At 44.1% G+C, this 20,563-nt stretch carries 20 protein-coding genes; 9 read left to right on the plus strand and 11 right to left on the minus strand.

Annotated features, from left to right (window positions below):
- Nucleotides 1–17: 17 nt before the first annotated feature.
- Complete coding sequence (locus B158_RS0101285) at nucleotides 18–251, minus strand: hypothetical protein (protein WP_018623513.1); 234 nt, start codon at nucleotides 249–251, stop codon at nucleotides 18–20.
- Nucleotides 252–539: 288 nt separating this feature from the next.
- On the minus strand, nucleotides 540–743 hold the full coding sequence (locus B158_RS0101290; protein WP_026309176.1) for a YheV family putative zinc ribbon protein: 204 nt from the start codon (nucleotides 741–743) through the stop codon (nucleotides 540–542).
- Between the two features lie 67 nt (nucleotides 744–810).
- On the opposite strand from B158_RS0101290, the gene B158_RS0101295 reads away from it, so the two are divergent.
- From B158_RS0101295 to B158_RS0101305, 3 genes are read left to right on the plus strand one after another with little or no spacing between them, the layout of a single operon-like run.
- Entirely contained in the window at nucleotides 811–2,163 is a 1,353-nt protein-coding gene (locus B158_RS0101295) for a Na+/H+ antiporter NhaC family protein (protein ID WP_018623515.1), read from the plus strand.
- Nucleotides 2,164–2,172: 9 nt separating this feature from the next.
- Nucleotides 2,173–2,967 (plus strand): shikimate dehydrogenase, encoded by a 795-nt coding sequence (gene aroE / locus B158_RS0101300; RefSeq protein WP_018623516.1) that lies wholly within the window; start codon nucleotides 2,173–2,175, stop codon nucleotides 2,965–2,967.
- Nucleotides 2,968–2,993: 26 nt separating this feature from the next.
- A complete protein-coding gene (locus B158_RS0101305; protein WP_018623517.1) occupies nucleotides 2,994–3,455 on the plus strand; it encodes a methyltransferase family protein in 462 nt (153 codons plus the stop codon).
- 58 nt (nucleotides 3,456–3,513) lie between these two features.
- Here B158_RS0101305 and katG read toward each other — a convergent pair whose 3' ends face one another.
- Nucleotides 3,514–5,745: a catalase/peroxidase HPI gene (gene katG / locus B158_RS0101310; protein WP_018623518.1), complete on the minus strand. Its 2,232-nt coding sequence runs from the start codon at nucleotides 5,743–5,745 to the stop codon at nucleotides 3,514–3,516.
- 363 nt (nucleotides 5,746–6,108) lie between these two features.
- Between katG and B158_RS0101315 the strand changes: the two genes are divergently transcribed.
- Nucleotides 6,109–6,714, plus strand: coding sequence for a DUF6448 family protein (locus B158_RS0101315; RefSeq protein ID WP_018623519.1), 606 nt, complete (start codon nucleotides 6,109–6,111; stop codon nucleotides 6,712–6,714).
- Nucleotides 6,715–6,812: 98 nt separating this feature from the next.
- Here B158_RS0101315 and B158_RS0101320 read toward each other — a convergent pair whose 3' ends face one another.
- A complete protein-coding gene (locus B158_RS0101320; RefSeq protein WP_018623520.1) occupies nucleotides 6,813–7,211 on the minus strand; it encodes an OsmC family protein in 399 nt (132 codons plus the stop codon).
- A gap of 128 nt (nucleotides 7,212–7,339) precedes the next feature.
- Here B158_RS0101320 and crp point away from each other — a divergent pair, with 128 nt between their 5' ends.
- The gene (gene crp, locus B158_RS0101325) at nucleotides 7,340–7,975 is read left to right on the plus strand and encodes a cAMP-activated global transcriptional regulator CRP (RefSeq protein ID WP_018623521.1); all 636 of its coding nucleotides are present in this window, start codon (nucleotides 7,340–7,342) and stop codon (nucleotides 7,973–7,975) included.
- 365 nt (nucleotides 7,976–8,340) lie between these two features.
- Here crp and B158_RS0101330 read toward each other — a convergent pair whose 3' ends face one another.
- The 4 genes from B158_RS0101330 to B158_RS0101345 form a co-directional block, all read right to left on the minus strand.
- Nucleotides 8,341–8,649, minus strand: a complete 309-nt coding sequence (locus B158_RS0101330; RefSeq protein ID WP_018623522.1) for a GIY-YIG nuclease family protein — start codon at nucleotides 8,647–8,649, stop codon at nucleotides 8,341–8,343.
- 6 nt (nucleotides 8,650–8,655) lie between these two features.
- Nucleotides 8,656–9,261, minus strand: coding sequence for an anthranilate synthase component II (locus B158_RS0101335; protein ID WP_033413920.1), 606 nt, complete (start codon nucleotides 9,259–9,261; stop codon nucleotides 8,656–8,658).
- 299 nt (nucleotides 9,262–9,560) lie between these two features.
- Nucleotides 9,561–10,238 carry a ribulose-phosphate 3-epimerase gene (gene rpe / locus B158_RS0101340; RefSeq protein ID WP_018623524.1) on the minus strand — a complete coding sequence of 226 codons (678 nt, stop codon included), beginning with the start codon at nucleotides 10,236–10,238 and terminating at the stop codon, nucleotides 9,561–9,563.
- 160 nt (nucleotides 10,239–10,398) lie between these two features.
- Nucleotides 10,399–11,142, minus strand: coding sequence for a DUF3050 domain-containing protein (locus B158_RS0101345; protein WP_018623525.1), 744 nt, complete (start codon nucleotides 11,140–11,142; stop codon nucleotides 10,399–10,401).
- A gap of 387 nt (nucleotides 11,143–11,529) precedes the next feature.
- Between B158_RS0101345 and B158_RS0101350 the strand changes: the two genes are divergently transcribed.
- Nucleotides 11,530–12,066, plus strand: coding sequence for a hemerythrin domain-containing protein (locus B158_RS0101350; protein WP_018623526.1), 537 nt, complete (start codon nucleotides 11,530–11,532; stop codon nucleotides 12,064–12,066).
- Nucleotides 12,067–12,157: 91 nt separating this feature from the next.
- Here B158_RS0101350 and B158_RS0101355 read toward each other — a convergent pair whose 3' ends face one another.
- Nucleotides 12,158–13,285: a VanZ family protein gene (locus tag B158_RS0101355; protein ID WP_018623527.1), complete on the minus strand. Its 1,128-nt coding sequence runs from the start codon at nucleotides 13,283–13,285 to the stop codon at nucleotides 12,158–12,160.
- A 169-nt stretch (nucleotides 13,286–13,454) separates the two neighbouring features.
- Between B158_RS0101355 and B158_RS12830 the strand changes: the two genes are divergently transcribed.
- Genes B158_RS12830 through plsB form a run of 3 tightly spaced genes read left to right on the plus strand, consistent with a single transcriptional unit; the run spans nucleotide 13,455 to nucleotide 18,856 of the window.
- Complete coding sequence (locus tag B158_RS12830) at nucleotides 13,455–15,032, plus strand: acyl-CoA ligase (AMP-forming), exosortase A system-associated (RefSeq protein WP_018623528.1); 1,578 nt, start codon at nucleotides 13,455–13,457, stop codon at nucleotides 15,030–15,032.
- A 20-nt stretch (nucleotides 15,033–15,052) separates the two neighbouring features.
- Nucleotides 15,053–16,279, plus strand: a complete 1,227-nt coding sequence (locus B158_RS0101365) for a pyridoxal-dependent decarboxylase, exosortase A system-associated (protein WP_018623529.1) — start codon at nucleotides 15,053–15,055, stop codon at nucleotides 16,277–16,279.
- A 24-nt stretch (nucleotides 16,280–16,303) separates the two neighbouring features.
- Entirely contained in the window at nucleotides 16,304–18,856 is a 2,553-nt protein-coding gene (gene plsB / locus B158_RS0101370; protein WP_018623530.1) for a glycerol-3-phosphate 1-O-acyltransferase PlsB, read from the plus strand.
- Here the strand turns inward: plsB and ubiA are convergent.
- The gene (ubiA, locus tag B158_RS0101375; protein WP_407635752.1) at nucleotides 18,812–19,636 is read right to left on the minus strand and encodes a 4-hydroxybenzoate octaprenyltransferase; all 825 of its coding nucleotides are present in this window, start codon (nucleotides 19,634–19,636) and stop codon (nucleotides 18,812–18,814) included. The two genes, plsB and ubiA, sit on opposite strands and share 45 nt — an antisense overlap.
- A gap of 349 nt (nucleotides 19,637–19,985) precedes the next feature.
- Nucleotides 19,986–20,543, minus strand: a complete 558-nt coding sequence (locus tag B158_RS0101380) for a chorismate--pyruvate lyase family protein (protein ID WP_018623532.1) — start codon at nucleotides 20,541–20,543, stop codon at nucleotides 19,986–19,988.
- Nucleotides 20,544–20,563 lie beyond the last annotated feature (20 nt).

Here is a 20,563-nt window from a genome sequence, read left to right on the forward strand (position 1 = left end):
ACGCACCTTTTTTTCGGTTAAATAGTGCCGACCCAAACAATAAGCATTAAAAGTGTAATCCCAACCACATAGATTGCATTTTTACGCTTACTATTTCCAACCTCATCTAATATTTCTGGTTTAAATAACCAGTATAGTGTTAAAAAAGGAACTTTAGAAAACCCTTCTTTTATGTGGTTGTATGCTATAAGCCAGTTCCACACATACATAATACCCGCGATTGAAATTAAGCTAATAAATAGTAGGTTCATAGAGTCCCTCCTTTCTTAGAATTATATGAATTTACACCCAGTTATAGATTCCCGCCTTCGCGGGAATGACGTGTCGGAGAATATAATGCTGTAGTTTACTTCTTTCTTACTCTTCAACTAACGAAAACTCTAATGCATAACCCTCTTAAGCAACCACGCAAGCTTGTCATTCCCGCGTAGGCGGGAATCCATTTCATTTGAACCAAAAGGTGGCCTTCACCTAATCGGTGCGTCAAGACGCACCCTACACCTAACCTTGAGCACATCTCAGTCTTTTTAGCTATACCCCTATAACTCTTTGACCTTAATAATCTGCGGCTTTGATTTATCTTCTTGTTCTTCGTCATGACCAATCTTTTCATGAAATCCACAGTCAAGGCATTCGCGTACAAAGATATCGTCTTCGTAATAGCAGACGGTAGTGTCCATCGCCTTACATTCAGGGCAGACGGCACCGGCGACGAAGCGTTTGGGGGTTGTTTTCTCTTGCATTGAATTTACCTGATGATTGCTATATGGTGCTTTGACGGAAAACTCGAATAACAAAACCATTACCAATATGTCCTGGTTAAGCATCCTTCCACCCATTGTAGCGATTTTAATTGCTGTCTGGAAACGTCAAGTCATCATCGCTCTGTTGATGGCTATTTTCACGGCTGAGTTAGTTCTGGTCGGCGGTAATCCTATCCATGCGTTTACCGACACCGTTGACCGCCTAGTGAGTGTTTTTTCCAGCGCTTACAACACCCGTATTTTGATGTTTAGCCTTTTGATTGGTGCCCTGATTCAGTTGATTAAGATTTCCGGTGGGGTATCCGCATTGGTCAATTGGTTAACGCGCAAAGAGTATGTGCACAATCAACGCCGCGCTGGCATGCTACCGACCATTTTAGGCAGCAGCATTTTTATTGATACCAATATGAGCGTTTTAACCGCCGGCCTTTCGTCACAGGCGTTATTCGATAAGTTTAAGATGAGTCGAGCACGACTGGCTTATATTATTGATTCGACCTGTGCGCCAATCAGCGTTCTGATTCTTCTAAACGGATGGGGCGCAGCCATTCTCGGTCATGTTGAAAAAACCGGCGTCACTAATCCAACTGAAGTCTTAGTCACCAGTATTGGTCTTAACTTTTACGCCATAGTCACCCTGCTGATCGTGTTTTACACCGTATACACCGGCAAAGTTTACGGTCCCATGAAAGCCGAAGAATCAAAAGCACTGGAAGTACCAAGCGAGCCATTACCACCAGCCACTAAGAAACGGTATATGCTATGGCCACTAGCTTTTATGGTGCTAAGCATTCTTGTGTTTATGTTTATCACTGGCGATGGCGATCTACGCAAAGGTTCTGGTTCAGAATCCGTTCTATGGTCAGTCATCCTATCGACACTTTTAATTTTTGCTCTTTTACGCTTTGACGCTAAACGCAAAACCAAAGAGCTGATGGAGGAATCGTTCAAAGGACTTGGACATCTATTACCCTTGGTTACTTTAGTTCTTCTTGCTTTTGCCTTGTCTGACTCGATGACGGATTTAAAAACCGGCGAGTTTGTGGCTGGTGCAGTTGGTGACTTCCTGCCGTTATGGATTATCCCAGCGCTAATTTTTGTATTAGCCGGTTTTATTTCTTTTACCACCGGAACCTCATGGGGCACCTTTGGCATCCTAATTCCGATTGCCATTCCACTCGCAGTCAGCTTGGGTATATCACCAAGTCTGGTGCTTGCAGCCGTTCTCGGCGGCAGTGTTTTTGGTGACCATGCCTCACCGATTTCTGATACGACTGTAATATCGTCTTTAGCGGCTGGTTGCGATCTTTTGGATCACGTTAAAACCCAGTTACCTTATGCGCTGTTTGCAGGCGGCATAAGTATTGTGCTCTATATTATTTTCGGTTTAATCGGTTAGAGTTTTTATATGACTAGCATTATTGATCCCAATAGTCCGTTACGCCTTGGCGTTGTCGGTAACCCCATATCACACAGCATGTCACCACAACTGCATCAACAATTTGCCCAGCAGTTTGGTATGAAAATTCAATATGGAAAGATCTGTCCAACGGTAAAAGGTTTCAACCGCGTCCTTAATGACTTCTTTCAAAGCGGTGGCTATGGCTTAAATGTTACCGCTCCTTTTAAGCAACAGGCCTTGCAGTATGCAACCATCATTACGCAGCGCGCGGAAGATTCGCAAAGCGTTAATACTCTGGTTAAAACCAAAGAAGGTATTCTTGGTGATAGCACCGACGGTATCGGTTTTGTCAAAGACCTGCACCATAAACAGATTGACTTTCAAAACAAGCGCGCAGTCTTATTGGGTGCAGGTGGTGTTGCCCGATGTATAGCTCAGGCTTTGCTGCTGGATGGCTTTGAGGTCTACCTGATTAACCGAACTCAAAGCAAAGCTCAGACTATGGCTGATGCACTGCAGCATCTCGGCTCAATTCAACTTTACAACAATGAACCTGCGATAGATTTAGTCGTCAATTCGGTCAGTTTTAATGCAGAACAGTTTTTGCAGCAGATTCAGTTTGACCCAAAGGCTATTGCTTATGACTTAAATTATGGCGCTAAAGCTGAGTCTTTTTTAACTGCTGCCAAAGATTACACCGCGCAACAGTTTGATGGTCTGGGCATGCTACTCGAACAGGGAGCAGAGTCCTTTGGTCTATGGACAGGTAAGTATCCAGATACTTCATCTATCCATTTATAATTTACACTTTATTCTTAAGATACCCTATGCACGCTTTAGAATTAAAAATTCCCCCAATCATAGTATTGTTTTTATTTGCTTTGTTGATGTGGGTAACACAATATTTATTTTCTATCTTGCCCTACACTTTTGTAGGTAAAGATTTTTTTGCCTGGACACTCTATTGTCTTGGCGCGCTCTGTTCACTGCTCGGTGTTTATCAATTTCGTAAAGTACAAACCACGGTTGATCCTCGCTTTCCTGAGCAAACAAGCTCTCTCGTTCGCTCAGGCATTTACCGTTTCAGCCGAAATCCAATGTATCTTGGTTTTTTGTTCATTTTAATAGGCTGGGCAATCCAATTGGCAGATGTACTGCTTCTGTTATTCCTACCTTCTTTTATTGCCTATATGAATCGCTTTCAAATTATTCCAGAAGAGCGCTACTTAGCTGCGAAGTTTGGCTCTGACTTTAACGATTATCAATTGAAGGTTCGTCGTTGGCTCTAAATCTTTCCTGCAAAAAAAAATGCCACCCAAAGGTGGCATTTTTTATAGTATTAAGCAATTACTCAAGATCAAAACGATCATTGGTCATTACTTTACTCCATGCAGCGACAAAGTCATTCACAAATTTTTCTTTTGAATCACTTTGTGCATACACTTCTGACACTGCACGCAGTTCCGAGTTAGAGCCGAAGATCAGATCCACTGGCGTTGCCGTCCACTTCAGTTTACCTGAGGCACGGTCATAACCTTCGTACATGCCGTCTTTACCTTTGGCTTTTTGCCATTTGGTATCCATGCTCAACAAATTCACAAAGAAGTCGTTGGTCAAGGCTCCGGGCTTGTCAGTAAAGACACCATGCTTAACACCGCCGGTGTTTGCACCTAATGCGCGCATACCACCTACAAGTACCGTCATTTCTGGCACAGTCAGGCCTAAGGTATCCGCCTTATCAACCATCATCTGTGCTGGTGATAAACGGTTTCCGTCAGCAAAATAGTTACGGAAGGCATCAGCTTTTGGCTCTAGATACTGGAATGAATCTACTTCCGTCATTTCAGCTGTCGCGTCAGTGCGTCCAGGATAGAACGGAACTGTTACATCATAGCCGGCATCTTTCGCTGCTTTTTCAACTGCCGCAGCACCACCTAATACGATGACATCAGCTAACGATACTTTTTTGCCGCTCTTTAAGCTTTTATTGAAGCTTTTCTGAATCGACTCAAGCTTCTTCAGAACTTTAGCCAACTCTTTCGGATCATTAACTGCCCAGTCTTTTTGCGGGGCCAGACGTAAACGCGCGCCATTAGCACCACCGCGCATGTCGGTATTACGGAATGTTGCTGCAGATGCCCATGCAGTTCTTACTAACTGATCGACAGTTAAACCTGAATCCAATATTTCTTCTTTCAGGTCAGCAATGTCATCTTCATCAATTAGGGTGTAATCAACTGCTGGAACTGGATCTTGCCAGATCAAGTCTTCTTTAGGCACTTCATCGCCAAGATAGCGGGCTTTAGGTCCCATATCGCGGTGCGTTAGTTTGAACCAGGCTTTGGCAAATGCCAACTCGAACTCTTCTGGATTCTCATGGAAACGCTTTGAAATTTTACGGTACTCAGGATCGAATTTTAGCGACAAGTCCGTGGTGAACATGATTGGTGCATGACGCTTGCCTTCGATGTGTGCATCAGGAACCAGATTAGCGGCCTGACCATCTTTTGGTACCCACTGAATTGCACCTGCCGGGCTACGGGTCTGCTCCCACTCAAATCCAAATAAATTATCAAAGTACTGAGTCGTCCAGGCAATTGGATTAACCGACCAGGCACCTTCAAGGCCACTGGTTACTGTATCTTCCGCATTACCTTTGCCACATTTGTTCATCCAACCGAAACCCTGGTTTTCTGTTGGTGCGCCTGCGGGGTCAACTCCTACACACTCATCAGGCTTATGTGCACCGTGCGCCTTGCCGAAGGTGTGACCGCCAGCGATTAAAGCTACAGTTTCTTCGTCATTCATCGCCATACGACCGAACGTATCGCGAATATCTTTCGCTGCCAATAATGGATCTGGGTTACCGTTAGGACCTTCTGGGTTTACATAGATCAAACCCATTTGAACTGCTGCCAATGGATTATCCAGTTTACGGTCACCTTTATATCGCTTATCAGCTAACCACTCTTTTTCTGGGCCCCAATATACGATGTCAGGTTCCCATTGATCGACACGACCGCCAGCAAAACCAAAGGTTTTAAAGCCCATGGATTCCAATGCCACATTACCAGTCAATACCATCAAATCAGCCCAGGAAAGGCTACGGCCATACTTCTGCTTTACTGGCCACAATAGACGACGAGCTTTATCAAGGTTCACATTATCTGGCCAGCTGTTAAGCGGTTCAAAACGCTGCTGACCACCACCGGCACCACCACGGCCATCTTGTACGCGATAAGTACCCGCGCCGTGCCATGCCATACGAATGAAGAATGGACCATAATGACCATAGTCAGCCGGCCACCATTCCTGATCAGAGGTCATCAGGGCTTCAATATCTTTTTTAACTTCGTCTAAATCTAATTTGCTGAATGCTTCGGCATAGTCAAAGTCATCGCCGTAGGGATCGGATTCGGGACTATGCTGGCGGAGGGGTTCAAGGTCCAGTTTGTTAGGCCACCAATATTCGTTTGCCATGGACCCAGTTTCATCTGCCGCAACAGCATGTGTCGATGCCATTCCTAATGACACCGCTACTGCCAAAGCAGAGATTAAAGGGATTGATTTTCTTAACATTTTACGACTCCTTCTGTATGAGAAATACAAGGTTCCTTTTGAATATACTCTTACCAAAGAATCGCTAACATTTTTAAAGAACTATGAGATAGATAGATTTTATTTATAAGAAGTCATAAATGCATAGATTATGCACTGAAGAATTGCTACCCCTGGCTCTTTCCAAACCGGCATGCTGGTCAGAATATATCCTTACAAAAGCTAGGGTATTCCTCTACATTGTCAATTTCAATCCTATATTCGTAAAAACTAATGCTAGCTCTCAATTAAAGCTGCCTCTGAACAGGCTTGACTTAAATCAAGTCAATCTTCTGCTCAACCTGTTAGCTTTTACCTGTTATTTTTCATCTCTCAGGTGTACTTATGCTTATTAAACGTTGGCTCCCCTTTTCCCTTATTGTTGTATTTATTTCCTTATTACCAATTAACCAAGCCTCTGCTCATTGCGACACTTTGGATGGGCCTGTTGTCATGGCTGCCAAAACCGCTCTTGAAAAAGGTGATATCACTCCCGTTTTGAAATGGGTCAGTACAGATGACGAAGACATCATTAAAGCGGCTTTTGACAAGACTGTTACAGTTAGAAGTCAAAGTAAGGAAGCAATGGAACTAGCAGACATGTACTTTTTCGAAACTTTGGTTCGAATACATAGGGCCTCTGAAGGAGCTCCTTATTTAGGGCTGCAGCCAGCTAACTCCACTAGCCCTATTATACAGCTAACCGATAAAGCTATTGAGTCTGGGGCTGTGGACGAACTTAAAAATGCCCTCCTCCAGAAACTATCACGTAAACTGGTTACCGATTTTGAAGCTACGAAAAATGCTTCCAAGAATGCAGACAACTCTGTGCAGGCTGGTCGTCATTTTGTAAAACAGTATGTTGAATTTACGCACTTTGTTGAGGCTGTCCATGAACTACTTGATAATACCAGTAATGAAAGCATTCACGCAGACCACACAAATCACTAAATACTTTAATGATGTATAAACGATTATGCATTATGCAGTTGTATTCTGGGTTTCTCCATGAAATCCAGAATACATAAAAAGTATCTAATTCTAATTTATCAAACCGGAACGATATCAAATGACGTTTTAATCGGCATATTGGGATCAAGTGAATGCATGACTGAACAGTATTTCTCCACTGATAGATCGATCGCCTTCTTCACATGCTTTGGAGACAGATCCTTTCCATTGACTACAAAATGGAAGTTTATTCCCGTAAAGCGGCGCGGTGGCTCATCGGCTCTGTCAGCTTCGATTTCACAATGACAACCAGTAATATTCTGACGTGCTTTTTCCAGAATCATGACCACGTCAATCGAGGCGCAGGCTCCTGCAGACATCAATAAATTCTCCATTGGAGAAACATAATCACCCTCTCCGCCAAACATGACACGCTGGCGTTTGCTGTTCTTTCCGACGAAATTCAGGTCGCCGACCCAGTCTAAGGTTACTTTCATAGTGTTTTGTGACTCAGTTGTATAATTAGGTGGCTATATAGTGCCACAACAAATTTGATTTTGAAGGGGTACATGACTAAGATTTCATGCTATATTTTCATTAGATTACAATAAAATAGGACGACTTCATGGCGCTACCTTATCATTTGGCACAAGACGAGACCATTCAATGGTTCCTCAACCATTGTCAAAGACGTCGCTTCCCAGCGAAAAGCACTCTGATTTATGCCGGCGATTCGTCAAATACACTGTATTTCCTACTTGAAGGCTCAGTAACCGTATTGATTGAAGATGATGAAGGTCGCGAGTTAGTGCTTGCTTACCTGAATCCTGGTGATTTCTTTGGTGAGATGGGCCTTTTTACTGATGACCATGATCGCACTGCCTGGGTTCGTACTAAATCTGAGTGTGAGGTCGCTGAAATCAGCTACGACAAATTCCGCCAACTGACGCGTGAAAATCCAGATGTGCTATTCCGCTTGGCGACTCAATTGGCTACCCGCCTGCGTAAAACCAGCCGTAAAGTTGGTGATTTGGCATTCCTCGATGTGACAGGTCGTGTGGCACATGCCCTACTTGAGCTAGCCAAAGAACCCGATGCTATGACTCACCCAGACGGGATGCAGATTAAAGTCACCCGTCAGGAACTCAGCCGAATTGTTGGCTGTTCGCGTGAAATGGTTGGCCGAGTGCTGAAAGCGCTGGAAGAAGAAGGCCATATTCACGTTAAAGGTAAGACAATGGTGATCTTCGGAGCACGCTAGTTTTACTGTTTCGTTATGATAAGAAAGCCATGTGGAAACACATGGCTTTTTTGTTGGGTGATTGATTCTAAACAAGTACCTGGATCACCTAGTCGATGGCTCGTTTAACCAAATATCGTCAGAGACAGACAAGATCGAAAATCATACTTCACCGGATACTTCTGTAATAATAGCAACTTTTTATGGATTCCCGCCTTCGCGGGAATGACATGTCGGTGAAGATATTGCTCTGCGTTTACTTTGGTAATACTTAACGAGATGAAGACTATAAATGTAACCGAGAGATGAACTAACTAATAAGCTTGTCATTCCCGCGTAGGCGGGAATCTATGCTCTTTTAATTTTCAATAGAATTAAATCAACCATCATTTTCGAACTTTCTCATCTATCAACTCATAATACAAATCTTCCCACTCAGGATTCATCTCTTCAATTAACCTGATCTTCCAAACCCTATTCCATTTCTTGATCTGTTTCTCGCGCGTAATAGCAGACACAATGTCTTCAGTAACTTCATAATAAACTAATTGCTTCACATCATATTTTTCAGTGAAGCCTTTGGCTTGATTATTTTTATGTTGCCAAACTCTTTGTAAAAGGTTGCTCGTAACCCCAGTATACAGAGTCCCATTTGGTTTTGAGGCGAGCATATAAACACATCCTTGTGTCTTCATACCTATCTAATTCCTATATTCAAGGATAAAATTCTTCAACATCTGATGGCCATGCTGGCTCATGATGGATTCTGGATGAAACTGTACGCCTTCCAGTTTCAGACTTTTGTGTTTAATGCCCATGATGTATTCAAGCTCACCTTCTTCATCTTCCGTCCAGGCGGTGACTTCAAACTCTTGAGGCAGGCTGTCGTTATCAACTACTAATGAATGGTAGCGTGTTGCTTCTATCGGATTGGGCAGATCTTTAAAAACACCTTTATTGGCATGGTGAATCTCTGAGGTTTTTCCGTGCATAACCTGCTTAGCACGAATAATCCTGCCACCAAAAACCTGTGCCATCGCCTGGTGCCCTAAACAAACGCCCAGTATGGGGTAGTCCTCCGCCAGCTCTTCGATGACGGCAAGCGAAATACCGGATTCATTTGGGGTGGCAGGCCCTGGTGAAATTACAATGTAGTCAGGATTGATTTCCTTAGCTTCTTTTACCGTTAACTCATCATTGCGTTTAACTAAGACATCCAGTCCTAAGTCTGCAAAGTATTGCACCAGGTTATAGGTAAATGAATCGTAGTTATCGATCATCAGCAGGCGTTTGTGCTTGCCGACCATGGGTTTGGGAGCTTTGATGAAATAGGCACCAATTGCAAAAGCTACACTCAACACCAGTAGAATGATGAAGCCAATATGGTTGGAAATATAGTTAGTCGAACCGGCATAGGCTTCTGTTTTAGAGCAATAATGCTGGTCGTAAAAATAGGTTCCGCCAGTTTTTAGACACTCATCGATTGCTGCCTGATCCGCAATATAGTGGCCGATAAATGCTGCGACCACTAGTGCTACTAATACCCACCAAACTTTTCTCATAGTTTCAACCTAACAAGCTGACAATGAACTTTCAAATAGGAGGATTAACCTAAACGCCCTTTAGCAGCATTTTCTTTCATGCTATGAACCACCTTGGCATAATCATCCGCATTAAATACAGCCGAGCCGGCAACAAAAGTATCAGCCCCACAAGCTGCAATCTCCTCAATATTATCGACCTTGACGCCACCATCAATTTCCAGGCGAATATCTAACCCACGCTCATCAATCAGACGGCGTACTTGTTGGCACTTTTGTAAGGTATGAGGAATAAAGCTTTGACCACCAAAGCCAGGATTCACGGACATCAACAGCACCATGTCCAGTTTATCAATCACATAATCCAGCACGCTTAATGGTGTTGCCGGATTCAGCACCAGACCTGCCTTGCAACCCTGCTCTTTAATCAGGCCTATAGTGCGATCAACATGCTTGGATGCTTCTGGGTGGAAGGTAATATAACTGGCACCGGCTTTGGCAAAGTCAGGAATGATTCTATCGACAGGCTCAACCATTAAGTGCACATCAATAGGGGCTTCAATGCCATAGTTTCTCAGGGCTTCACAAACCATCGGCCCGATGGTCAGGTTTGGTACATAGTGATTATCCATCACATCAAAATGAACCCAGTCGGCTCCGGCCTTCAACACATTCTCGACTTCTTCTCCAAGACGGGCAAAATCGGCGGATAAAATAGAGGGGGCAATGACGATATCTTGCATAGCAGCACTTATTGGATGAGTTTAAGGCATTGTAACTAAACTTTATTTTAAGTGCTAATGAAGACGCTTGATAAGGGTGCCGCCTACCTAGGTTATTAAGCAGGCGGCGAGGGGTTGGTCTTTATGACCTAACTTAAGACATTTTCTTATAACAATAGCTTTAGGCAGCTTTAATGCCCGATTTTTGAACCAGTGCTTTTTCAACCTGATTCCAAAGTGCATCGCGCATCTGTAAGCATTCCTCGCCTACCGTCAATGCTCGCTGCCACTTTTCTTTATCGTCACCGCATATTGCCTTTAGGCATTTTTCAGCCAGTGGGCCATGCTCATCACCATCAAGTTCGATATGACGCTCCAGGTAATAGATCAGCGTTGGGCAGTCAGCATTTTCTCTGATTAACGCTTCTTTGATGCCGGTGAACATTTCTGGGATCAATTTTTCGCGCCCATACAGGAAGGCTGCAGCGACTTCTTCATCGGTTCCTTCTTTAGCAAGTTTCAGGTTGTACTCCACGAACTCTCGAGCACCTTCTGGAATGATGCTGGTATCAAGCGTTGCAACAAACTGCTGTACCTTTGCAACGTCAGCCCCAACTTCCTGCATGGCTTCGATATAGAGTGAATAGTGACTAATCGGATGACCATTTTGGTCAAGATCACTTTCTTCCCCAATCACAATTTCATTAATGAATCGCACAACTTCTGTGGGGTAACTTGATTCCCGCCACGGAATATCCACACAGGTTAAACGGCGTTGCAGGGCTTTCAATAAGGTCATGAAATCCCATACAGCATAGACATGATATTCCATGAAGGTGCGAATATTGTCCGTCGAGTTTAATAGTCCATAGGCTTTATGGTGGGATAAGGCCTGCTTTAATGGTGAGAGTTTTTGTTCAATCATAATTTCCGTCCTTCGTTCAGCTATATTGTTTTAAAAATTTTTACCTTATCTGACATTATAAAAATGCAGATATGCATTAACTGCTTCTTTTTATTACAGTTTTTCTATGCCCCTCTAAATAATCATACCCACATCAAAATAACCATATGTACCAAAGGGTTATTTATAGGGTTTATGAATTGGTTATCACTTTTTGCAGTGTTTTTAACAAAATTGTTATAAATCCTGCATAAAAAATACTTTTTATTTTGATGCATTTCTGCATTGACGCAGTGGTCATTTCTGCATTCTAAGCTATTGATATATATCAATAATTAGTGTCTACTAGAGAGATTAAAAAGATAATATTTTGTTTCTACTTTTTACATATAGCTGAGGAGTCGCACCATGTTTGGTTTTATCAAAAACTTTTTTCGTGATCGACCAGAAAATATCGATACACGTGAGCCAAACCCCATCCAAGAAGTTGATTTCACCAAGAAGCGTAATCATTACGGCATCAGTTACGACCCCCACCTGATAGACAACCTAAAAGGTGATCATAATCATTTGGTTGCACTTTATGGTCGTATCTGGACAGAAGGCTTTGAGGCTAATAACCGTGAGAAACTTGCCGATTTAGTCACTCAGTTTAAACGTGACTTTCAGGCACACCTGCTAAAAGAAAATGTGAAGTTTTATGTCTATCTGGAGCAGAAATTGTCCGATGACTCTTCCAGTATGGATCTGGTCAAAGATTTCCGTAGTGAAATGAATGACATTGCACAAGCAGTTATCCGTTTCTGTAAAACCTATTCAAAACCGATTATCACAGCGGAACAAAAAGAATCCTTTAAAAAGGATTTTGAAACTGTGGGTAAAGTGCTGACTCATCGTGTATCGCTAGAAGAAAACGAGCTCTATACCCTGTACCAGCCTAACTAATTTTTTATTTGCTTCACTTCCCTTGAGGCACCTGGCTAAGCTCCCAACGAGGTCAGGTGCTATTTTTTTACCCCCAATCTTTCAAGAACAATCAAGGTGCTATCTTTGCCAGTCTGTGGAACAGGATGGCTAACACCAGCGCCATGACAATTGAGGTGCTGTCTGGCTGTTTTCCTACAATGAAAAATTGTAGTGCCGTGACCAGTATGACGAACACTGTCAATACCGTACCTGCGGCTCTGTAGCTCGATAGCCATTTGCCAAGAAAATAACCAAAGGAAGCCAGCAGCAAGGATTCGCGTAACAAGGCACTAAGATTATTCCAGGTGCTGCCGGTCAGGAAGTTATCAAACGGCATCCACTCAAAGCTGTTAATGGTGCTTTGCCAGTGCCACGGGAAAAGGTTCTGCCAGACAAAGAGGGTCGCCGCCCCAATCGTTATTAGCACTACTTTTACCGAATGCCCCAGATAGGCATGCAGCAGAATTGCTAATGGCACCGCGCTAATTTCACTCCATCCAAGCTGGCTTCGATACATGGCCAGTTTAATAATTAGAACAAACAGTGTGATGCCAATGATGACCGTCATGCTGTATTTTTTGGCTACCACTCTTTCCAGCACATAGTAGAACACCATCCAGAATAATATCCGTTCCATCCACAATTCCAATGACCAGCCACTACTGACTATATGACTCAGTCCATCACCAAACTGCTTACCCTCGAACACCGGGATATAAGGAAAAAACTGCCATGCCAGCCATAACACCAACACCAGTAATGCTGGCGTGAGCTGGAACCGCAACCCTCTTGGAATTAAGCGCTGCACTCTTTGACTGTTGGTAAAGCCCGCCAGCGCAAAGCCAACCAGGATACCGATGGAGTTAGTTAAAGCGTCAGCTGCCTCAGGAATTCTGGAGGGAAGATAAAACTGTAGAATCTGCAGAAAAAGTGCAAATAGGAAACCACCGATAAAGGTCAGAATAATCCACAGTAGCGGCCAACCTCGATTTTCTTCCTTGATGGTTAATGCACCAAAGAATCCATAAGGGATAAAGAGCAGAATATTGGCAATCAGGTCACTGCGAATGGTTCTATGGTGCCAGCTGAATAACCACTTTGAAAAGTCATCTGGAAGATCGCGGCTCAGACCAAAATCAAATGGATACAGAGAACCGTAGGTGATGAATAAAATGACGATGTACCAAATTAGCCGCATATAACTCTTTCTTTTAACCCTTTTCTTTTTCTAATATCGTTAACTGCTCAATTGGCTATTGAGCCTAGCTTATGATGATTATTCCGATGATGGCATACATGTGCGTCAATTGCTGACGTAATTCATTGAAAAAGCTACAATAGCGGCACTCTTTTCAATAGGAACAATCATGTATTGCCAGCTTGACGCCATTGTAACTGCAAGCCAGCAAAAATTCGCGGACAAAGTCGCGATTGACGATAACAAACGTCAATTGAGCTATGCCCAGCTAGAGCAGGCCATTAACCATCTTGCTCATACCTTTATTAATATGGGGCTAAAGCCGGGTCAGCGTATTGCAGTCTATCTGCCAAAACAGATAGAGACAGTTATTAGCATTCTGGCTGCCAGTCGGGCGGGCCTGGTATTCGTTCCTGTCAATCCAGTGCTCAAAGCTGCTCAGGTCGCTTATATTCTTAATGATTGTAATGTTAAGTTACTGATTACCAGCCAGCAAAGAGCTACATTGCTTGGCGATGCCTTACAACCATTGGCTGATCTTGAGCATCTGTTGCTGGTTGATAAGACTGCTGATGCTGATACTTTCTCGGCAGACCTTAAGCAGCAACTTTGGCCTCAAACAGCTGAACATACTTATTCTGCACCGGATATCCCGGTTATCGATCAAAACCTGGCGGCAATCCTCTATACCTCTGGCTCAACCGGTCAGCCGAAAGGTGTTTGTCTGTCCCATCGCAACCTGATTGCCGGTGCCCAGAGCGTCAGTCAGTACTTACATAATACAGCTGAAGATAAAATCCTGGTGGTTCTTCCTTTAAGTTTTGATTATGGCTTAAGCCAGATCACAACTGGCCTGCTGGTCGGTGCAACGGTTGTCTTAATGGAGTACCTGCTGCCCCGTGACGTCATTCGTCAGGTCGCCAAACATCAGATTACGGGACTCGCAGCTGTTCCGCCACTGTGGATTCAATTGGCAAAATTGGAGTGGCCTGCAGAGACCAGCTGTCTGCGATACTTCACCAACAGCGGTGGCGCCATGCCAACATCCACCTTGCAGCAATTAAGGGCACATTTACCCAGCGCTAAGCCTTATCTGATGTATGGCCTGACCGAAGCTTTCCGCTCTACTTATCTCGAACCTGCCTTTATCGACTCACACCCTGAGTCCATTGGTAAAGCCATCCCCAATGCAGAAGTTCTGGTGCTTAGACCGGATGGAACCGAATGCGATGTAGACGAACCCGGAGAGCTGGTTCATCGTGGGGTTCATGTCAGTCTCGGTTACTGGAATTCACCTGAAAAGACCGCAGAGCGCTTTAGACCGATTGACAGTACCACAAACTACCTGCCTGAACTGGCGGTCTGGTCAGGCGATACGGTTCGTCGAGACAAGGATGGTTTTCTGTATTTTATCGGTCGCCAGGACGATATGATAAAATGTTCAGGATACCGCATTAGTCCGGCCGAGCTTGAAGAAGCTCTTTATCAACTGGATGGTGTTGCAGAAGTCATTGCCTTTGGCTTAGCTGACGAAGAACTGGGACAGGCAATCAAGTTAGTTGTTAGATGTGATGGCCCACTGACGGAGCAGGATGTAAAACGCTACTGTCAGCAGCAGTTGCCAAACTATATGCAGCCTAAGTACATTGCCTTTGTCGATCAATTGCCGCGTAATCCCAATGGCAAAATTGACCGCAAACAAATTCAGCATGAATATGGCACCTCAAGTGCCCCGACGGCTAGCTAACCACTTAAAGGACCCTATGCATGAGTCTTAAAACGCACGCTGACATGAGTCAATTTACTACCCGTGATAGTCAACTGGTTATTGCCGGGCACGCCATTGACCAGCTAGCCGCTATAGCCGGACAAACGCCATTTTATGTTTATGATCGCGCAGTCATTCAACAGAACGTTGAAACACTACGCCACTATTTCCCAGAAGTCAGTTTGCATTACGCCATCAAAGCTAATCCAATGCCCGCGGTAGTCAACTATTTATCACAGCAGGTCGATGGTCTTGATGTGGCGTCTGCTAAAGAGCTGCATATCGCCTTATCTACCGGAATATCACCGTCCAAAGTCAGCTTTGCAGGGCCTGGGAAATCTACACAGGAATTGAGTATGGCAATTGCTGCCGGCATTACTCTCAATGTTGAATCAATCACTGAGCTAGAACGTATCATTGCCATTGTGGAACACGATAATACAAGTGCCAACGTCGCCCTTCGTCTAAATCCGGACTTTGAACTCAAATCTTCAGGCATGAAGATGGGTGGTGGGCCGCAACAATTCGGCATTGATGTGGAACAACTCGATTCAGTATTTGAGTTGCTCAAACATCCCAAACTCCATTTTATGGGTTTACATATTTTCACAGGTTCGCAAAATCTGAACGCAGGCTCCATCATCACCGCACATAACAGTATTTTTGCACTTGTCGATCGATTACAACAGGAATACAGCTTTTCACTAAAGCACTTAAATATTGGTGGAGGTTTTGGTATCCCTTATTTCCCTGGTGATCAATTGCTCGATCTTGAGCCAATTGCTGACAACCTCAATCAGCTAATTACCGAGCATCAAAAACTTCTTGTTGATTGCGAACTAATTTTAGAGCTTGGCCGTTACCTGGTCGGCAACGCCGGTGTTTATGTGTGTCAGATTACCGATAAAAAGATTTCGCGCGACCAAACCTACCTCATTTGTAACGGTGGCCTGCATCATCATCTTGCTGCATCTGGTAATTTTGGCCAGGTCATCCGCAAAAATTATCCTGTTGCAATTGCCAATCGTATGCAACAATCTGACACCGAGCTGGTGAACATTGTTGGTCCCTTGTGTACACCACTTGATATCCTTGCCAATAAGATGGAACTCCCGAAGGCAGAAATTGGTGACTGGGTGGCAGTTTTTCAGTCTGGCGCCTATGGCTTCACTGCCAGTCCGCGCGACTTCTTAAGCCATCCGCATCCTGTAGAGCTACTGCTCTAACTGTATTAACGAATAGAGATTTTTATGTCGATTTCATCTTCTTTAAAAAACCTGACTGTTTCACTGTTACGCCTACCATTAAAATTATTGGTTCGTGAGCAGGGTGCGCCATCTGATCCTAAAAAAGAATTCGAACTTAATAATGATGATCACATTATTTATGTGCTAAGAACTCAGTCGATGACTGCGATAGAACTGCTTCGCCGCCAGGCTTCGCAGCTAGAACTGCCTTCCGCTCGTGCGACCGATAAAAAGCTGGCGGTTCCTGAGTCCGGCAGTTGTTTATTCTTGAATACTCGCCCAGGTATTATTCGCCGCAGTAAAGTCAATGCTGCCCATAAGCAGTCGCTGTCCAAACTGGTGCAAGCACAACAGGCTAATCCCGATAAATCTTATAAGCTCGTTCCTGTGTCTATTTACTGGGGACGAAATCCGGGAAAAGAAAAATCTTTCCTGCGCTATTTCATGTCTAACGTTGAACAGTCAGGCCGTATCGCAAAGTTTTTTATCATGCTGTTTCTTGGCCGCCAATGTCTAGTTCAATACGGCGAGCCCATTGCTCTTAATTCACCTGACGTTAATCTGGACAATCCTGCTGACAAAACAGCACATAAAATAAGCCGTATTCTGCGTGTTCACTTCAACCGACAGTGGGTAGCGACCGTCGGGCCACGCACACAAAATCGTCGCGACCTGATTGATGGTATCGTCGCCTCCGATCTCGTGAATCAGGCGGTTGAGCGTGAAATCAAGAAAACCGGCAAATCACGTGCTCAAATAGAAAAGCAGGCTGGCAAATATGTTAAAGAAATTGCAGCCAACTTTAGCCCGCGCATGATTCGCTTTTTGTCGACCACTCTTACTCGATTGTGGAACAAAATTTACGCCGGAATTGAAGTCAATAATCTTAAAGAAGTGCGACAGCTAGCCAAAGATTATGAGCTGGTTTATGTTCCCTGCCACCGTAGTCATGCTGATTATTTATTACTGTCTTATCAGCTTTACCATGAAGGATTGGTGCCACCTCATATTGCCGCGGGTATAAACCTTAACTTCTGGCCGATTGGTTCAGTCCTGCGTCGTGGTGGTGCATTCTTCTTGCGCCGCAGTTTTCGTGGTAACAAACTCTATACTGCGGTTTTCAATGAATATCTTTACCGTTTGTTCAACAAAGGTATCCCGGTTGAATATTTCCAGGAAGGTGGTCGTAGCCGTACAGGGCGATTGCTAACTCCCAAAACCGGTATGCTGGCCATGACCGTGCAAAGTATGTTGCGCGGTGTTCGTCGTCCCATCGTATTTGTGCCTGTTTATATTGGTTACGAGCGTATGTTTGAAGGCAAAAGCTATGTCGGCGAACTACGCGGCAACGCCAAGAAACAGGAGTCTGTCGGACAATTGCTCGGTGTTCGCAAAGCACTGAAACGATTTTATGGTAAGGTTTATCTAAATTTTGGCCAGCCCTTGGCGCTTGAAGATTACCTCAAACAGCAACAGATAGACTGGACAGAATTTCAGGGCCAGTCTCAGGCTCGCCCTGACTGGTTATCTAATTTCGTAGTTGATCTGGGCGATGAAATTAATCGTCGTATTAATGCCTCCGTCAGTTTAAACAGTGTCTGCCTTGTCAGTTTATCGCTTCTTGCAACTCCACGTCTGGCGATGGACAAACATGAGCTGATTGCTCATCTTGATCTTCTAATGACCATCTCCCGTCAGGCTCCTTATAGCGATCACATCAATATCCCAGAGGAAAGCGGTGAAGAGTTATTAGAAACGGCTCAAAAGCTCGGTATGGTGCAGGAAATAAACGATCCTGCTGGTGATGTAATTTCCATCGAAGGCGATGAAGCGATACTGTCTACCTACTACAGCAACAATATCCTCCATGTATTCGCACTTCCGTCTTTAATTGCTTCTATCTTCCAGCGCCACGATGACGTCACTCATGAACACATCATCAATGCCGTCAAGACTGTCTATCCTTTCCTTCACCAGGAACTCTATGTTCGCTGGGATATTGAAGAGCTGGATCAGCGCGCTGAACAACTGATTCAGACCATGCTTGATAACAAACTTTTATTGAAGCGTGGCGATGAGTACGTTCCGGCAGACAGTGAAGCACCACAATGGTCACGTCTGATGTTGTTGGCACAGGCCGTTCAGCCGGCTCTTCAACGCTATGCAATGAGTTTAACCATTTTGTTCAGTCTTAAACCTGAACAAGTTATTCACCGTGCAGAGCTTGAGCAGGAAAGCCAGAAGCTGGCACAACGTATTGCAGCGCTTTATGGTATCAATGCACCGGAGTTCTTTGATAAGAACCTGTTTAAAACTCAGGTTAAAGTTCTAAAGGAACAGGGTTGGGTTGAACACAGAGAAGGCATTGGTATGCGCGCCACTAAAAGCTGCGAAGATCTGTATCAAAGTATTCTGAGCATGCTGAGTGTTCCTGTTCAGCAAGGTCTGCAGCAGGCTGCTCGTAGTTTACGCCAGCAGGCCCGCGATCAGATTCTTCTTGTCGATGAAAACTCACCCAAACTGGAAGTGCAGGACGATTCCCAGAAAGAGGACTAATCCAACATAATTATTATTTAAAAAGGCGTTGAAGCACTCCTGACGATCACGGGTACGACAACGCCACATCTGGATTGCCACCAGCAACAAAGCTATAACCCAAGCAACGTAATAATAGACTCCAAATTCCAATTGCTCCCCAACCAGATACATTCCAATTAGGAACAACGCCTGAATAACACCGACCATCACAAGGTCCATCTCACCAAACAATATCGCGGTCGATTTCAATCCAAGGCGCAAGTCATCCTCACGGTCAACCATGCCATACAGAGTGTCATACGCGAGAACCCATAACACCGTTGAGGTATAAATGACCCAGACAATCAAAGGTAATTCATCCTGTATTGCTGCAAACGCCATAGGAATTGACCAGGCAAAAGCAGCGCCCAGAATCACCTGGGGGAAATAGGTATAGCGTTTCATAAAGGGATAACTCGCGGCCAGACCAATAGCAACAAAACTCAAACTGACTGCAAACCAATTAAGGGTCAAAGCTAAAGCAAACGCTATTAACACCAGCAGTAAGAACAAACTCATAGCTTCACGCGGCGACACCCTATTTTGCGCCAGGGGTCTATCCCGAGTCCGCTCCACATGGGCATCAAAATCCCGGTCAGCATAATCATTGATTACACAACCCGCTGATCGCATTAAAAACACACCTAGACAGAACACCAACAAAATCCATAAAGGAGGCAAACCCTCCGCCGCAATCCACAACGCCCACAACGTTGGCCACAACAATAAAAAAGTACCAATGGGCTTATCCAACCGCATTAATAACGAATACTGACGCCATTTCTCTTTATTCAAACTTATCCCCTTTTTATAAGTACATAAACCTATAAAATTTTTTCATTCAATTACCAGCTTGCCTCGGGCTAGCCCATTTGAATTGAGCTAAGGAACTTTTTGGTCATAGTAATTTGAATCTGGACGATTCAAATAGCGAAATTCGGGCCAGGGATGGAACGTATTTCGCGGTACGTTATGAACAAACAGTTTTGAAGGTAATCATTCGAAGAATGATCTCAATTCACGGGTGGTCTTCTTTTGGTTACTTTTCTTGACCACCCAAGAAAAGTAACTCGCCAAAAGGCGAAATTTATACTGATAAATAATTAAGCTACCGATACAAAGGTGCATCCGGCAAAAACACCTCACACACCAGCATCCCATCGTCTTTATCTTTCTTCTTCCACAGCGAACGCCTTGCCCACAGCTTTGGCTTCTCGCTATCCACTAACAAGTTTTCATTCTTCAAATACCTAATCGCGCTTTTATACAGCTGGCTGGTTTCCTGTAGCTGACATACCTGCAAAAATTGTCTTCTCAGTTCTTCATCGGTAAACAATATGCTGCCCAATGGTTTACTGCCAAGCTTCTCAATCAGGTGTTTACTTGTCAGCGGCATACTGGTTCTCGCGTAGATCCAGGGGCTTTGTGGGCCATATAAAACTACTTCTCGAACCTGACAGGTCACATCACCGCTTACCTTTAAAGCTGATGCCTCTTCGGCTGTTAATATATCAGCACCTTCGCAAAGTACATCGAGCTTAACCTGATCCACATATCGCGACAGCTTTTCTGTGAGTGAGCCAAATTCTGCCAGCCACTCAGCCACATGAAAAGGCAGCTCTTTTATCGCAGTATCATCGGCATTTTGCCAGTTATTAAAATTCATGCTTTGCCAGCCTAAACTAA

The sequence above is a fragment of the Kangiella aquimarina DSM 16071 genome (genome assembly GCF_000374105.1).
Lineage (GTDB): Bacteria > Pseudomonadota > Gammaproteobacteria > Enterobacterales > Kangiellaceae > Kangiella > Kangiella aquimarina.

Bases quoted from the DNA above. Each gene is read 5' to 3' on its own strand.
- aroE (WP_018623516.1), top strand. From the start codon at position 2,173: ATGACTAGCATTATTGATCCCAATAGTCCGTTACGCCTTGGCGTTGTC.
- B158_RS0101345 (WP_018623525.1), bottom strand. From the start codon at position 11,142: ATGATTGAACAAAAACTCTCACCATTAAAGCAGGCCTTATCCCACCAT.
- B158_RS0101315 (WP_018623519.1), top strand. From the start codon at position 6,109: ATGCTTATTAAACGTTGGCTCCCCTTTTCCCTTATTGTTGTATTTATT.
- B158_RS0101365 (WP_018623529.1), top strand. From the start codon at position 15,053: ATGAGTCTTAAAACGCACGCTGACATGAGTCAATTTACTACCCGTGAT.
- B158_RS0101285 (WP_018623513.1), bottom strand. From the start codon at position 251: ATGAACCTACTATTTATTAGCTTAATTTCAATCGCGGGTATTATGTAT.
- B158_RS12830 (WP_018623528.1), top strand. From the start codon at position 13,455: ATGTATTGCCAGCTTGACGCCATTGTAACTGCAAGCCAGCAAAAATTC.
- B158_RS0101290 (WP_026309176.1), bottom strand. From the start codon at position 743: ATGCAAGAGAAAACAACCCCCAAACGCTTCGTCGCCGGTGCCGTCTGC.
- B158_RS0101330 (WP_018623522.1), bottom strand. From the start codon at position 8,649: ATGAAGACACAAGGATGTGTTTATATGCTCGCCTCAAAACCAAATGGG.
- B158_RS0101350 (WP_018623526.1), top strand. From the start codon at position 11,530: ATGTTTGGTTTTATCAAAAACTTTTTTCGTGATCGACCAGAAAATATC.
- katG (WP_018623518.1), bottom strand. From the start codon at position 5,745: ATGTTAAGAAAATCAATCCCTTTAATCTCTGCTTTGGCAGTAGCGGTG.
- crp (WP_018623521.1), top strand. From the start codon at position 7,340: ATGGCGCTACCTTATCATTTGGCACAAGACGAGACCATTCAATGGTTC.
- B158_RS0101305 (WP_018623517.1), top strand. From the start codon at position 2,994: ATGCACGCTTTAGAATTAAAAATTCCCCCAATCATAGTATTGTTTTTA.
- rpe (WP_018623524.1), bottom strand. From the start codon at position 10,238: ATGCAAGATATCGTCATTGCCCCCTCTATTTTATCCGCCGATTTTGCC.
- B158_RS0101335 (WP_033413920.1), bottom strand. From the start codon at position 9,261: ATGGTCGGCAAGCACAAACGCCTGCTGATGATCGATAACTACGATTCA.
- B158_RS0101320 (WP_018623520.1), bottom strand. From the start codon at position 7,211: ATGAAAGTAACCTTAGACTGGGTCGGCGACCTGAATTTCGTCGGAAAG.
- ubiA (WP_407635752.1), bottom strand. From the start codon at position 19,636: ATGCGGTTGGATAAGCCCATTGGTACTTTTTTATTGTTGTGGCCAACG.
- plsB (WP_018623530.1), top strand. From the start codon at position 16,304: ATGTCGATTTCATCTTCTTTAAAAAACCTGACTGTTTCACTGTTACGC.
- B158_RS0101295 (WP_018623515.1), top strand. From the start codon at position 811: ATGTCCTGGTTAAGCATCCTTCCACCCATTGTAGCGATTTTAATTGCT.
- B158_RS0101355 (WP_018623527.1), bottom strand. From the start codon at position 13,285: ATGCGGCTAATTTGGTACATCGTCATTTTATTCATCACCTACGGTTCT.
- B158_RS0101380 (WP_018623532.1), bottom strand. From the start codon at position 20,543: ATGAATTTTAATAACTGGCAAAATGCCGATGATACTGCGATAAAAGAG.